10 protein-coding genes are annotated in these 14,690 nt (G+C 71.2%); 7 read left to right on the plus strand and 3 right to left on the minus strand.

Translation table 11 applies throughout. From position 1 onward, the window contains the following. Positions 1-129 precede the first annotated feature (129 nt). A complete protein-coding gene (metH, locus tag ACFWEP_RS20980) occupies positions 130-3,642 on the minus strand; it encodes a methionine synthase (protein WP_387371809.1) in 3,513 nt (1,170 codons plus the stop codon). Positions 3,643-3,889: 247 nt separating this feature from the next. Between metH and ACFWEP_RS20985 the strand changes: the two genes are divergently transcribed. The 6 genes from ACFWEP_RS20985 (at position 3,890) to ACFWEP_RS21010 (ending at position 11,022) form a co-directional block, all read left to right on the plus strand. Next, the gene (locus tag ACFWEP_RS20985) at positions 3,890-4,654 is read left to right on the plus strand and encodes an IclR family transcriptional regulator (protein WP_387371810.1); all 765 of its coding nucleotides are present in this window, start codon (positions 3,890-3,892) and stop codon (positions 4,652-4,654) included. Positions 4,655-5,096: 442 nt separating this feature from the next. Further along, positions 5,097-5,888 (plus strand): MIP/aquaporin family protein, encoded by a 792-nt coding sequence (locus tag ACFWEP_RS20990; protein WP_387371812.1) that lies wholly within the window; start codon positions 5,097-5,099, stop codon positions 5,886-5,888. 71 nt (positions 5,889-5,959) lie between these two features. Next, positions 5,960-7,489, plus strand: coding sequence for a glycerol kinase GlpK (glpK, locus tag ACFWEP_RS20995; RefSeq protein ID WP_387371813.1), 1,530 nt, complete (start codon positions 5,960-5,962; stop codon positions 7,487-7,489). A gap of 6 nt (positions 7,490-7,495) precedes the next feature. After that, on the plus strand, positions 7,496-9,106 hold the full coding sequence (locus ACFWEP_RS21000; RefSeq protein ID WP_387371814.1) for an FAD-dependent oxidoreductase: 1,611 nt from the start codon (positions 7,496-7,498) through the stop codon (positions 9,104-9,106). A gap of 90 nt (positions 9,107-9,196) precedes the next feature. Continuing rightward, on the plus strand, positions 9,197-10,255 hold the full coding sequence (locus tag ACFWEP_RS21005) for an LLM class flavin-dependent oxidoreductase (protein WP_387371815.1): 1,059 nt from the start codon (positions 9,197-9,199) through the stop codon (positions 10,253-10,255). A 95-nt stretch (positions 10,256-10,350) separates the two neighbouring features. Continuing rightward, positions 10,351-11,022, plus strand: a complete 672-nt coding sequence (locus ACFWEP_RS21010) for a FadR/GntR family transcriptional regulator (RefSeq protein WP_387371816.1) — start codon at positions 10,351-10,353, stop codon at positions 11,020-11,022. Positions 11,023-11,167: 145 nt separating this feature from the next. Here the strand turns inward: ACFWEP_RS21010 and ACFWEP_RS21015 are convergent, their stop codons facing one another. Further along, positions 11,168-11,947: an SDR family NAD(P)-dependent oxidoreductase gene (locus ACFWEP_RS21015; protein ID WP_387371817.1), complete on the minus strand. Its 780-nt coding sequence runs from the start codon at positions 11,945-11,947 to the stop codon at positions 11,168-11,170. Further along, entirely contained in the window at positions 11,944-13,284 is a 1,341-nt protein-coding gene (locus ACFWEP_RS21020) for an enolase C-terminal domain-like protein (RefSeq protein ID WP_387371818.1), read from the minus strand. The genes ACFWEP_RS21015 and ACFWEP_RS21020 overlap by 4 nt, the downstream gene beginning before the upstream one ends. Positions 13,285-13,548: 264 nt before the next feature. Here ACFWEP_RS21020 and ACFWEP_RS21025 point away from each other — a divergent pair, with 264 nt between their 5' ends. Continuing rightward, a complete protein-coding gene (locus ACFWEP_RS21025; protein WP_387371819.1) occupies positions 13,549-14,631 on the plus strand; it encodes a PAC2 family protein in 1,083 nt (360 codons plus the stop codon). Positions 14,632-14,690 lie beyond the last annotated feature (59 nt).

Genomic DNA, 14,690 nt, shown 5'->3' on the forward strand with positions numbered 1-14,690 from the left:
TTCCGGGAAAGGGCGACCGGCCTGCACTGGACCGACAAGTCTACGACTCGTGCGGCGTTCTCGCGTGAACGGACTCCGGTGTTTCCCGACGGGAGGACGTCGGGAGAGCGGTGGAGGCGGTGAGGTGCGTCAGCGCGCGTTGAAGTACTTCGCCTCGGGGTGGTGGATGACGATCGCGTCCGTGGACTGCTCCGGGTGGAGCTGGAACTCCTCGGAGAGGTGGACGCCGATCCGCTCCGGCTGGAGCAGGTCGGCGATCTTGGCACGGTCCTCCAGGTCGGGGCAGGCGCCGTAGCCGAGGGAGAAGCGCGCGCCGCGGTACTTGAGCGCGAACATGTCCTCGACGTGGTCCGGGTCCTCGCCCGAGTAGCCGAGTTCGGAGCGGACCCGGGCGTGCCAGTACTCGGCGAGGGCCTCGGCGAGCTGGACGGAGAGGCCGTGCAGCTCCAGGTAGTCGCGGTACGCGTTGGCCTCGAAGAGCTTGGCGGTCTCGGCACCGATCCTGGAGCCCACGGTGACGACCTGGAGGCCGACGACGTCCTTCTCTCCGGACTCCTCGGGGCGGAAGAAGTCGGCGAGGCAGAGGCGGCGGCCCCGGCGCTGGCGGGGGAAGGTGAAGCGGGTGCGCTCGGAGCCGTCCTCGTTGAACAGGATCAGGTCGTCGCCCTTGGAGACGCAGGGGAAGTAGCCGTACACGACGGCGGCTTCCAGCAGGTTCTCGGTCTGGAGCTTGTCGAGCCAGCCGCGCAGGTGCGGGCGGCCCTCGGTCTCCACGAGCTCCTCGTAGGTCGGGCCGTCACCGGCGCGGGCCTGCTTGAGGCCCCACTGGCCCTTGAAGAGCGCGCCCTCGTCGAGCCAGGAGGCGTACTCCTTCAGCTGGATGCCCTTGACGACGCGGGTGCCCCAGAACGGCGGGGTGGGCACCGGGTTGTCGGTGGCGACGTCGGAGCGGACGCCGGTCTCCGGCTCGGTGACCTCCAGGACGGCGGTGTCGCGCTTGGGCACCCGGCGCTGCTTGAGCTCGGGGAGTACGGCCCCGGGGACACCGCGCTTGACTCCGATGAGGGCGTCCATCAGCCGCAGGCCCTCGAAGGCGTCGCGGGCGTAGCGGACCTCGCCCTCGTAGATCTCGTGCAGGTCCTGCTCGACGTAGGCCCGGGTGAGGGCGGCGCCGCCGAGGATCACAGGGAACCGGGCGGCCAGCTTGCGCTGGTTCAGCTCCTCCAGGTTCTCCTTCATGATCACGGTGGACTTGACCAGGAGGCCGGACATGCCGATGACGTCGGCCTTGTGCTCCTCGGCGGCTTCCAGGATCGCGGAGACCGGCTGCTTGATGCCGATGTTGACGACGTTGAAGCCGTTGTTGGAGAGGATGATGTCGACGAGGTTCTTGCCGATGTCGTGGACGTCGCCGCGGACGGTGGCCAGCACGATGGTGCCCTTGCCCTCCGCGTCGGACTTCTCCATGTGCGGTTCGAGGTGGGCGACCGCGGTCTTCATGACCTCGGCGGACTGGAGCACGAACGGCAGCTGCATCTGGCCGGATCCGAACAGTTCACCGACCACCTTCATGCCTTCGAGCAGGGTGTCGTTGACGATGTCGAGGGCCGGACGGGTCTTCAGCGACTCGTCGAGGTCGGCCTCCAGGCCGTTCTTCTCCCCGTCGATGATGCGGCGCTGGAGTCGCTCGTCGAGCGGCAGGGCGAGGAGTTCCTCCGCCTTGCCGGCCTTCATCGACTTCATGTTGACGCCCTCGAACAGCTCCATGAGCCGCTGCAACGGGTCGTAGCCCTCGGCGCGGCGGTCGTAGATCAGGTCGAGCGCGACCTTGACCTGCTCCTCCTCCAGGCGGGCGATCGGCAGGATCTTCGAGGCGTGCACGATGGCGGAGTCGAGTCCGGCCTTGACGCACTCGTCGAGGAAGACGGAGTTCAGTACGACCCGGGCGGCCGGGTTGAGGCCGAAGGAGATGTTGGAGAGGCCCAGCGTGGTCTGGACGTCGGGGTGCCGCTCCTTCAGCTCTCGGATGGCGCCGATGGTGGCGATGCCGTCCTTGCGGGACTCCTCCTGACCGGTGCAGATGGTGAAGGTCAGGGTGTCGATGAGGATGTCGGACTCGTGGATGCCCCAGTTGCCGGTGAGGTCCTCGATGAGCCGTTCGGCGATGGCGACCTTGTGCTCGACGGTGCGGGCTTGGCCCTCCTCGTCGATGGTGAGGGCGATCAGCGCGGCACCGTGCTCGGAGGCGAGCTTGGTGACCTTGGCGAAGCGCGACTCGGGACCGTCGCCGTCCTCGTAGTTGACCGAGTTCAGGACGGCGCGACCGCCGAGCTTCTCCAGACCGGCCCGCAGGACGGGCACCTCGGTGGAGTCCAGCACGATCGGCAGGGTGGAGGCGGTGGCGAAGCGGCCGGCCAGCTCCTCCATGTCGGCGACCCCGTCGCGGCCGACGTAGTCGACGCAGAGGTCGAGCATGTGCGCGCCCTCGCGGATCTGGTCGCGCGCCATCTCCACGCAGTCGTCCCAGCGGGCTTCCAGCATGGCGTCGCGGAACTTCTTGGACCCGTTGGCGTTCGTACGCTCGCCGATGGCGAGGTACGAGGTGTCCTGCCGGAACGGCACGGTCTGGTAGAGCGAGGCGGCGCCCGGCTCCGGGCGGGGGTCACGGACGGTGGGGACGGTGCCGCGTACGCGCTCGACGACCTGGCGCAGGTGCTCGGGGGTCGTACCGCAGCAGCCGCCGACCAGCGAGAGGCCGTACTCCCGGACGAAGGTCTCCTGGGCGTCGGCGAGGCCCTCGGGACCGAGCGGGAAGTGCGCGCCGTCCTTGGTGAGCACGGGCAGACCGGCGTTGGGCATGCAGAGCAGCGGGATGCGCGAGTGGCGGGTGAGATAGCGCAGGTGCTCGCTCATCTCCGCCGGTCCGGTGGAGCAGTTGAGGCCGATCATGTCGACGCCGAGCGGTTCCAGCGCGGTCAGCGCGGCGCCGATCTCCGAGCCGAGCAGCATGGTGCCGGTCGTCTCGAAGGCCAGCGAGACGACGAGCGGGAGATCGCTGCCCAGCGTCTCCATCGCCCGACGCGCGCCCAGGATGGCGGCCTTGGTCTGGAGGAGGTCCTGGGTGGTCTCGACGATGAGCGCGTCGGCGCCACCGGAGATCAGACCCTCGGCGTTCTGCTGGAAGCCCTCGCGGAGCTGGGTGTACGGGGCGTGGCCCAGGGTCGGCAGCTTGGTGCCGGGCCCCATGGAGCCGAGCACCCAGCGCTGCTGCCCGGTGGAGGCGGTGAACTCGTCGGCGACCTCGCGGGCGATGCGCGCGCCGGCCTCGGAGAGTTCGTGGATGCGCTCGGGAATGTCGTACTCGCCCAGAGCGGAGGAGTTCGCGCCGAACGTATTGGTTTCGACACAGTCCACGCCGACCGCGAAGTACTCCTCGTGCACGGAGCGCACGATGTCGGGGCGGGTGACGTTGAGGATCTCGTTGCAGCCTTCGAGGTCCTGGAAGTCTTCGAGCGTGGGGTCCTGGGCCTGGAGCATGGTGCCCATGGCTCCGTCGGCCACGACCACGCGGGTGGCGAGTGCTTCGCGGAGTGCGTCGGCCCTGCTCGGACTGACGGCGGAAGGGGTCGGCAACGAGGCCATGGATGATCTCCCAGGGATGCGACGGCTGTCGGCTTTGCGCTCTTCCGGCAGAAGGCGCACCCGGCCAGCGTAGCCCGCTACCGGTGACCCCTGTGCGGGCGTCCCACCGACCGGACTGCATGCTGTGGCGGAAAAGGTGCGGTGGGGAGACGACGTAACACCGCACCTCACCCCGCGCGGAGGTCGGCATCGGCCGATAGTGTTCAGCATTGTCGAACCGAGCGGACGAGTGGAGGAGTACGGCGCGATGGCCAAGAACATCCAGTCGCTGGAGCGAGCGGCGGCGATGCTGCGTCTGCTGGCGGGCGGCGAGCGCCGGCTCGGCCTCTCCGACATCGCCTCGTCCGTGGGGCTCGCCAAGGGGACGGCGCACGGCATCCTGCGCACCCTCCAGCTGGAGGGTTTCGTCGAGCAGGACCCGGCGTCCGGCCGCTACCAGCTGGGCGCGGAGCTGCTGCGCCTGGGCAACAGCTATCTGGACGTGCACGAGCTGCGCGCCCGCGCCCTCGTCTGGACCGACGACCTGGCCCGGTCGAGCGGCGAGAGCGTCCATCTCGGGGTGCTGCACCAGCACGGGGTCCTGATCGTGCACCACGTGTTCCGGCCGGACGACAGCCGCCAGGTGCTGGAGGTCGGCGCCATGCAGCCGCTGCACTCCACGGCGCTGGGCAAGGTACTGGCCGCGTTCGACCCGATGGCGCACAGCGAGGCGCTGGAGAGTGAGCGCCGCTCCTTCACCGCGCGCACGGTCACCGGGCAGGACGCGTTCGAGGAGACGCTCTCACTGACCAGGGCGCGCGGCTGGGCCGACGACGCGGAGGAGACCTGGGAGGGGGTGGCGGCCGTCGCGGCCCCCATCCACGACGGCCGCCGGATGCCGGTCGGCGCGGTGGCGGTGACGGGCGCGGTGGAGCGGCTGCGCCCCGAGGGCGAGCTGCGGCCCGAGCTGATCGCGGCGGTACGCGACTGCGCCCGGGCGGTCTCCCGCGACCTGGGAGCCGGCCGCTTCTGACCCCGCACGGCCGTCCGCCACACCCGAGAACCGGTGCTTCCACACCACCCGAGAACCGGTCGCTTCCACACCACCCGAGCCCGCCCGCGTCCCCCCGACCGGGCGGGCTCGCGCGTTCCGGCCGTCCGGCCCGCCCGCCTCCGGCGCGGGGCGCTCGGCACGCGCGTCCGCACGCCGGTCGCTCCGTGCCGGAGCGCGACACCGCCCCGAGTCGTATGCCACACCCCCTTGACGCCCGCCTCGACCGGGCGAAACACTGCCGTTCACCGGTCGGCATTGCCGAACGCTCAGCGGCCATAGGCGTTAGGGTGTGGCAATGCCGAGGGCCGGTCAAGCCCTTGCAGATGACGTGTTCCCCCGAGGAATGGGCGTCATCTGGGGCGTGTACCCCGGAGCGACCCGGTGGTGCGCATTCCCCTGGACGAAGGACAAAGGAGTCACGGTGTCCAGCTCCGACATCTTCATCGGCGAGACCATCGGTACCGCCGTACTCATCCTGCTGGGCGGTGGAGTCTGTGCCGCCGTCACGCTCAAACGCTCCAAGGCGAAGGACGCGGGCTGGGTCGCCATCACCTTCGGCTGGGGTTTCGCGGTGCTCACCGGCGCGTACCTGGCGGGCGGTGTGTCCGGTGCCCATCTGAACCCGGCCGTCACCATCGGGCTCGCCATCCAGGGCGGTACGCCGTGGAGCCAGGTGCCCCTCTACCTCGGATCGCAGCTGCTCGGTGCCGCCGTCGGAGCGGTCCTGGTGTGGGCCGTGTACTACGGACAGTTCCACGCCCACCTGACCGACCCGGAGATCACCGGCACCCCGAACCCCGCCGAAGGCATGGTCGACCAGACCTCCGCGCCCGCTGCGGGACCGGTGCTCGGGGTCTTCTGCACCAGCCCGGAGATCCGTAACGCCGTGCAGAACGTGGTCACCGAGGTGATCGCCACCGCCGTGCTGGTCCTGGCGATCCTGACCCAGGGCCTCAACGACGGCGGCAACGGGCTCGGCACGCTGGGCGCGCTCATCACCGCCCTGGTCGTGGTCGGGATCGGGCTCTCGCTCGGCGGCCCGACGGGGTACGCGATCAACCCGGTCCGCGACCTCGGCCCGCGTATCGTGCACGCACTGCTGCCGCTGCCGAACAAGGGTGGGTCGGACTGGGGCTACGCCTGGGTACCCGTCGTGGGACCGCTCGTGGGCGGCGCCCTCGCCGGCCTCCTCTACAACGTCGCCTTCGCCTGATGGGCGGGACCAGGACCCCAGGCGCCCGGCAGACGCCTCCACACACCACCACAGACCCCGGGGAGCACATCGTGAACGACGCACACACCGCCGGCCCGTTCATCGCGGCCATCGACCAGGGCACCACCTCCACCCGCTGCATCGTCTTCGACAAGGACGGCAGGATCGTCTCGGTCGAGCAGAAGGAGCACGAGCAGATCTTCCCCAAGCCCGGCTGGGTCGAGCACGACGCCACCGAGATCTGGGAGAACGTGCAGGAGGTGGTGGCCGGAGCCGTCGTCAAGGCGGGTGTCACGGCCGACGACGTGAAGGCCATCGGCATCACCAACCAGCGCGAGACCACGCTGATGTGGGACCGGCACACCGGCGAGCCCGTCCACAACGCCCTCGTCTGGCAGGACACCCGTACCGACGCGCTCTGCAAGGAACTCGGCCGAAACGTCGGCCAGGACCGCTTCCGGCGCGAGACCGGGCTGCCGCTCGCCTCCTACTTCGCCGGGCCCAAGATCCGCTGGCTGCTCGACAACGTCGAGGGGCTGCGCGAGCGTGCCGAGCGCGGGGACATCCTCTTCGGCACGATGGACTCCTGGGTTATCTGGAACCTCACCGGCGGCACCGACGGCGGCGTCCACGTCACCGACGTCACCAACGCCTCGCGCACCCTGCTGATGAACCTGCACGACCTGAAGTGGGACGAGCGCATCCTGCGGTCCATGGACATCCCGGCCGCCGTGCTGCCGGAGATCCGCTCCTCCTCCGAGGTCTACGGCCTCGCCGCCGACGGGGTGCTCGCCGGGGTACCGGTGGCCTCCGCGCTGGGCGACCAGCAGGCGGCGCTGTTCGGCCAGACGTGTTTCTCGGAAGGTGAGGCCAAGTCCACGTACGGCACCGGCACCTTCATGCTCATCAACACCGGCTCCACCCCGGTCAACTCCTACAACGGGCTGCTGACCACCGTGGGCTACCGGATCGGCGACCAGCCGGCGGTGTACGCGCTGGAGGGGTCGATCGCGGTCACCGGTTCGCTGGTGCAGTGGATGCGCGACCAGATGGGACTCATCAACTCGGCCGCCGAGATCGAGACCCTGGCCTCCTCGGTGGACGACAACGGCGGCGCCTACTTCGTCCCCGCCTTCTCCGGCCTGTTCGCCCCGTACTGGCGGCCCGACGCCCGTGGCATCATCGCCGGGCTCACGCGGTACGTCACCAAGGCGCACATCGCACGGGCCGTGCTCGAAGCGACCGCCTGGCAGACCCGCGAGATCAGCGACGCCATGACGAAGGACTCCGGCGTCGAGCTGACCGCGCTCAAGGTCGACGGCGGCATGACCTCCAACAACCTGCTGATGCAGATGCTCTCGGACTGCCTGGACGCGCCCGTGGTGCGCCCGATGGTCGCCGAGACCACCTGTCTGGGCGCCGCCTACGCCGCCGGCCTCGCCGTCGGCTTCTGGCCGGACACCGACGCGCTGCGCGCCAACTGGCGCCGGGCCGCCGAGTGGACACCCCGCATGGACGCGGCCACCCGTGACCGCGAGTACAAGAGCTGGCTCAAAGCGGTGCAGCGCTCCATGGGCTGGCTCGACGACACCGAGGAGTAAGCAGACATGACCATCCCGCAGAGCGTCCCCGCCCCCGGGACGCGCCCGGCCTCCGGCTCCCTCCCGAGCCGCGCCGAGACCAGGGAGCGGCTCTCCCGCACGACGTACGACCTCCTGGTGATCGGCGGCGGCATCCTGGGCATCTCCACCGCCTGGCATGCCGCGCAGTCCGGGCTGCGGGTGGCCCTGGTGGACGCCGGCGACTTCGCCGGCGCCACCTCCTCCGCTTCCTCGAAGCTGCTCCACGGAGGGCTGCGCTACCTCCAGACCGGAGCGGTGAAGCTGGTGGCGGAGAACCACTTCGAGCGGCGGGCCGTCTCCCGCCAGGTCGCCCCGCACCTCGCCAACCCGCTCACCTTCTACCTGCCGGTCTACAAGGGCGGCCCGCACGGGGCGGCCAAGCTCGGCGCGGGCGTCTTCGCCTACTCGGCGCTGTCCGCGTTCGGCGACGGCGTCGGCCATGTGATCAGCCCGCAGCGGGCCCGCCGGGAGGTGCCCGAACTGCGTACGGACGGGCTGAAGGCGGTCGCGGTCTACGGCGACGACCAGATGAACGACGCGCGGATGGCCCTGATGACCGTGCGCGCGGCGGTCGCGGCCGGCGCCGACGTGCTCAACCACGCGGCGGTGAGCGGACTCCGGTTCACCCGGGGCCGGGTCACCGGTGCGGAGCTGGCCGACCGGGTGGACGGTACGGAGTTCGGGGTCGACGCCCGCCTGGTGCTCAACGCCACCGGGCCGTGGGTGGACCGGCTGCGGCGGATGGAGGACCCGGGCGCCGCCCCCTCCGTACGCCTGTCGAAGGGCGCGCACCTGGTGCTGCGGCGCACCGCCCCCTGGCGGGCGGCGCTGGCCACGCCGATCGACAAGTACCGGATCACCTTCGCCCTGCCGTGGGAGGACATGCTGCTGCTGGGCACCACGGACGAGGTGTACGAGGGAGAGCCCGAGGACCTGGCGGTGACGGAGAAGGACACCGCGCAGATCCTGGACGAGGCGGCCTTCTCGGTCCGGGACCAGCAGCTGTCGCGCGATCTGATCACCTACTCCTTCGCCGGACTGCGGGTGCTCCCGGGCGGTCCCGGCGACACCTCGAAGGCCAAGCGCGAGACGGTCGTGACGGAGGGGCGCGGCGGGATGCTGTCGGTGGCGGGCGGCAAGTGGACGACGTTCCGTCACATCGGCCGCACCGTGATGAACACGCTGGCCGCGCTGCCGGGCCGCCCGCTGACCGACGCCATGGAGCCGATGGACCGGCTGCCGAAGCGGCTGGCGCTGCCCGGGATCGCCAGTCCCGACGCGGTGACGCACCGTCTGCTGGCGGACGGCGCCGGCTCGGGCCCCCGGCTGGCGGCGGACACCGCCCGCCATCTGGCCACCCACTACGGTTCGCTCGCCTTCGGGATCACCCGGCTCGCGGAGGAGGACCCGGCGCTCGCCCGCCGCATCCACCCCGACGCTCCGGAGATATGGGCGCAGGTGGCGTACGCGCGGGACCACGAGTGGGCCGAGACCGCCGACGACGTGCTGCGCAGGCGGACGACGCTGACGATCCGGGGGCTCGCCACCGACGAGGTGCGGGCCGGCGTCGAGTCGATGCTGGCGGACCGCCGCTGAAGGACGGGGCGGGGCCGGGGAGGGGTGACCCCGCGGCCCCGCCATACCGCCGCCACACCGCCGCAACGGAACGCGAGAACAGTGGAGGGCATGAAATTCTCCGTGCTCTCCCTGATCGGGCATGCCCCGCACCCGCTGACCGGCGAACTCCTCTCCCCCGCCGACCGCTTCGCCGAAGTGATCGCGACCGCCTCGGACGCCGAGCGGCTCGGCTTCGACGCGTACGCCGTCGGTGAACGGCACGCGGGTGCCTTCCTCTCGTCGAGCCCGACCGTGGTGCTCGGTGCGGTGGCCGCGCGGACGACCTCCGTCCGGCTGCTCACCGGCGTCACGGTGGTCGCGATCCTCGACCCGGTCCGGGTCGCCGAGGACTACGCCACCCTCGACCAGATAGCGCGGGGACGGCTCGAACTGGTCATCGGGAAGGGCGCCGAGGCCGGCCACTTCGCGCTCTTCGGGCTCGACGAGGACCGGCAGTGGGACCTCCAGCAGGAGAAGTACGAGCTGCTGCGCCGGCTGTGGACCGAGGAGGGGGTGGACTGGGAGGGGGAGTTCCGCCCGCCGCTGAAGAACACCACCACCGTGCCACGCCCGTACGACGGCGCTCCGCGCGTCTGGCACGGCTCGGCGACCAGCCTGCACTCCACCGAGCTGGCCGCCAAGCACGGCGATCCCCTCTTCACCGCCAACGCCATCCAGCCGAAGGCGGCGTACGCGCGGCTGATCGCGCACTACCGCGAGCGGTTCGAGGCGTACGGGCACGACCCGGCGGACGCCCGGGTGGCGGCCGGATCCGGGGGGCTGCTGATCGCGGACAGCTCGCAGCAGGCGGTGGAGCGGTACAAGGAGCTGTACGAGGCGCGGGTACGCCAGTCCTTCAAGCCGCACCTGGCGGGGAAGGCCGGGTACAACACCCCGTTCCGGACGATCGAGGACGCCATCGCGGGCGGCCCGCAGCTGATCGGCAGTCCTCAGCAGATCATCGACAAGATCCTCGGCTATTACGAGGAGTACCACCACGACCTCCAGTCGATCACCGTGGACGGCCTGGGGCTGAGCCGTCCCGAGCAGTTGGAGACTTTGCAGCGGTTCGCCGAGGAGATCGCTCCGGTGGTCCGCCGGGAGGCCCCGACGGATCTGTGGGAGTGATCCCGGCTCCGGGCGGCGGAGGCGGGCGGAGCGGACCCGCATAATGGGATGAGACATCCGATGTCTGATTCCCATGCGCACCCTGGAGGACCGTCATGGCTGTCACCGACGAGGCGATCGAAAAGATCAAGGGCATGATCGTCTCGGGTGCGCTCCGCCCCGGCGACCGGCTGCCGAAGGAGAGCGAACTCGCAGCGGACCTCGGGCTGTCCCGCAACTCCCTGCGCGAGGCGGTGCGGGCGCTGTCGCTGATCCGGATCCTCGACGTGCGGCAGGGCGACGGCACCTACGTCACCAGCCTGGACCCCCAACTCCTGCTGGAGGCACTGAGTTTCGTGGTGGACTTCCACCGGGACGACACGGTGCTGGAGTTCCTCGCGGTCCGCCGCATCCTGGAGCCTGCGGCGACCGCCATGGCCGCCTCCCGGATCGGGGAAGCCGAGCTGGACGCGCTCGCCGCGCAGCTCGACGCGCTGGGCAGTACGCCCTCGGTGGAGGAACTGGTCGCCGCCGACCTGGACTTCCACCGGGGCATCGTCCAGGCGTCGGGCAACACCGTGCTCTGCTCACTGCTGGACGGCCTGTCGGGGCCGACCACCCGCGCGCGGGTCTGGCGCGGCCTGACCCAGGAGGACGCGCTCAGCCGCACCCTCCAGGAGCACCGCGCCATCCTGGCCGCCTTGCGCGACCGGGACCCGGAGGCGGCGCGGGCCTGGGCGACGGTGCACGTGGCGAGCGTGGAGCAGTGGCTGCGTTCGACCCTCTGAGACGCGCGCCCCTCCGGCCGGTACGCACGCGGACGGCCTCCCGGAACGCGAGCGCCCCTCCGGGAAGGCGCTCGGCCTTCCCGGAGGGGCGGGACGCCGGCCGCCGGTCCGTCGACGGTGACGGATCCCCGCGGCCGGCGGGTACTCAGTCCGACGCGGGGCGCAGTCGGAGGCCCTGCATCCCGCCGTCGACGGCAAGAGCGGTGCCGGTGACGGAGGCGGCGGCGGGGCTCGCCAGGTAGACGATCGCGGCGGCCACCTCGTCGGCCGAGACCAGTCGGCCGAGCGGCTGACGGGCGTTGAGCGCGGTCCGTTCGGCCTCGGGGTCCCCGGCCTGGCCGAGCAGCCGTCCGATCCACGGAGTGTCCGCGGTACCGGGGTTGACGCAGTTGACGCGGACCCCTTCGCGAACGTGGTCGGCGGCCATGGCGAGGGTGAGGGAGAGCACCGCGCCCTTGCTCGCGCTGTAGAGGGCCCGCTGCGGCAGTCCGGCGGTGGCCGCGATGGAGCAGGTCTGGGTGATGGAGACCGCGCCGGGCCGCTCCAGGGCGGCGGTCCGCAGGTGCGGCAGGGCGTGCCGGGCGGTACGGACCATGCCGAGGACGTTGATGTCCAGCACCCGCGTCCACTCGTCGTCGGCGTTGTCCTCGACGGTGCCGATGGAGCCGATGCCGGCGTTGGAGACGAGGGTGTGCAGCCCGCCGAACTCGGCTGCGGCGCGGTCGACGGCCGCACGGACCTGCGCGTCGTCGGTCACGTCCGCCCTGACGGCGAACGTCCCCTCGGGGGCGCCGGCGGTGTCCCGGTCGAGCACGGCGACCCGGGCGCCGCGTTCCAGCAGCAGCGTGGCGACGGCGGCGCCGATGCCGGAGGCGCCTCCGGTCACCAGGGCGGACAACCCGTCGAAATCCTTCGTTCCGGTCATCGGTGGGCCTCCTGGAGGGCGGGGAGGGCCGCCCAGACGGGGCCCTCCGGGTAGCGGTGTGCGGCGATCGACGCGGGCAGCATCCGGGCCGAGAACCCGGGTCCGCGCGGGGTGACGTACCGTCCGCCGGTCACGACGGCGGGCTCGGTGAAGTGCTCGTGGAGGTGGTCGACGTACTCGATGACCCGGTCCTCCCACGTGCCGGAGACGGCGACGAAGTCGAACATGGAGAGGTGCTGGACCAGTTCGCAGAGCCCGACTCCGCCGGCGTGCGGGCAGACGGGGACCTGGAACTTCGCCGCGAGCAGCAGGATCGCGAGGTTCTCGTTGACGCCGGCGACCCGGGCCGCGTCGATCTGCACGAAGTCCACGGCCCCGGCCTGGAGCAGCTGCTTGAACACGACCCGGTTCGCGCCGTGTTCGCCAGTGGCGACCTTGACCGGCTGACCGGCCCGGATGGCTGCGTGCGCGAGGATGTCGTCGGGGCTGGTGGGCTCCTCGATCCAGTGCGGGTCGTAGGGGGCGAGGGCGCTCATCCACTCCACGGCCTCGGCCACGTCCCAGCGCTGGTTGGCGTCCACGGCGATCCGGACGTCGGGGCCGACCGCCTCACGGGCGATCCTCAGGCGGCGGACGTCGTCGTCGCGGTCGCCGCCGACCTTCAGCTTGATCTGGGTGAAGCCGTCGGCGACGGCTTCCTTCGCGAGGCGGACGAGCTTGTCGTCGTCGTACCCGAGCCAGCCGGGCGAGGTGGTGTACGCGGGGTACCCCTGGGCCAGCAGCCGCTCGGTCCGCTCGGCGCGGCCCGGCTCGGCGGCGCGCAGGATGGCCAGCGCGTCCTCGGGGGTGAGGGCGTCGGTGAGGTAGCGGAAGTCCACCAGGGAGACGAGCTCCTCGGGGGTCATCGTCGCGAGGAACTGCCAGACGGGCAGTCCGGCCGCCTTCGCCGCGAGGTCCCAGGCGGCGTTGACGACGGCCCCGGCCGCCATGTGGGCGACCCCCTTCTCCGGGCCGAGCCAGCGCAGTTGCGAGTCGTGCGTCAGCTCGCGGTACAGGTCCCCCAGGTCCGCCGCGGTGCGCGGGAGGGGCCGGCCGAGCAGATACGGCTTCAGGGCCTCGATGGCGACGGCCATGACGTCGTTGCCCCGGCCGATGGTGAAGCAGAACCCGTGTCCTTCGAGGAGACCGCCGCCCTCGCCGCCCGGGGCGTCGGTGCGGAGCACCACGTAGGCGGCGGAGTAGTCGGGGTCGGGGTTCATCGCGTCCGAGCCGTCCAGCTCCAGGGACGTCGGGAAGCGGATGTCGTGGACCTCGACGTCCGTGACGGTCTGACTCATGCGCGGCCCCCCAGGGGAATAACATCGGATCTCTACAGCGAACATCCGATGTATAGCGTCATACGAGCCCCTTCGTCCAGCGCGGGGCTAAATCCGGGGGCGCACAGCTCGGATGAATCCGGAGCCAGATGCCCCGATTCGATCGGTGCCGCACCTCGGCGGACGAGGTTCACCCGCCCGTGCAAAGGGGCTTCGGATGGGAATGCTCCAACCCGTAAGGTTGGTGCGTACGTACACGCAAGGGAACTTCGGAAGGAGGCCTGGGTGATCGAGCTCGAGGGTGTACCCGAGCTGATCGACCCGGTCATGGTGGCCGCGTTCGAGGGCTGGAACGACGCCGGTGACGCCGCCTCCACCGCGGTCGGACATCTGGACCGGGAATGGAAGGGCGAGGTCTTCGCGGCACTGGACGCCGAGGACTACTACGACTTCCAGGTCAATCGCCCCACCGTGTGGCTGGACGGCGGTGTCCGCAAGATCACATGGCCGACGACACGTCTGTCGGTGGTCCGCATCGGTGGTGACAAGCCCCGTGATCTGGTGCTGGTCCGCGGCATCGAACCGTCCATGCGCTGGCGCTCGTTCTGCAACGAGCTGCTGGGCTTCGCCCACGAACTGGGTGTCGAGATGGTGGTCATCCTCGGCGCGCTGCTCGGCGACACCCCGCACACCCGGCCGGTACCGGTCAGCGGGGTCACCTCCGATCCGGACCTGGCCGCGACCATGGACCTGGAGGAGACCCGGTACGAGGGCCCGACCGGCATCGTGGGCATCCTCCAGGAGGCGTGCACCCACGCGGGCGTTCCGGCGGTGAGCCTGTGGGCCGCCGTGCCGCACTACGTCTCGCAGCCGCCCAATCCGAAGGCGACGCTGGCTCTGCTGAACCGGCTGGAGGACCTGCTCGGACTCCGCATCCCGCTGGGCGAGCTGCCCGAGGACGCGCGCGCCTGGCAGATCGGGGTGGACCAGCTGGCCGCCGAGGACAGCGAGGTCGCCGAGTACGTCCAGACGCTGGAGGAGGCGCGCGACACCGCCGAGCTGCCGGAGGCTTCCGGAGAGGCCATCGCGCGCGAGTTCGAGCGCTATCTGCGGCGGCGCGACCCCGGCCCGGGGCCGGGCCAGGCTCCCGGCGGGCACGCCACGGAAAGCGGGGACGTGCCGTATCTGCGGGACCCGGCGAGCGGCCGCACCCGCCCGCCCAAGCCCCAGCGCCCCGCGGACCCGCCTCCGGCCGGGGATCGGACCGAGGGCAGGAAGCCGTCGGACGACGACGGTCCGGACCCGGGCCCGGACTCCGGTACCGACTCCGGCTCCGGCTCCCCCGACGGGGACAAGCCGGACGACTGACGCCGGCCGGTCGCGAGGCCCGCACACGACGGCCCCGGTCCTCTCCTGGAAAGGAGGAC

It is taken from the genome of Streptomyces sp. NPDC060198, from assembly GCF_042728415.1.
In the GTDB taxonomy this organism is placed as follows: domain Bacteria; phylum Actinomycetota; class Actinomycetes; order Streptomycetales; family Streptomycetaceae; genus Streptomyces.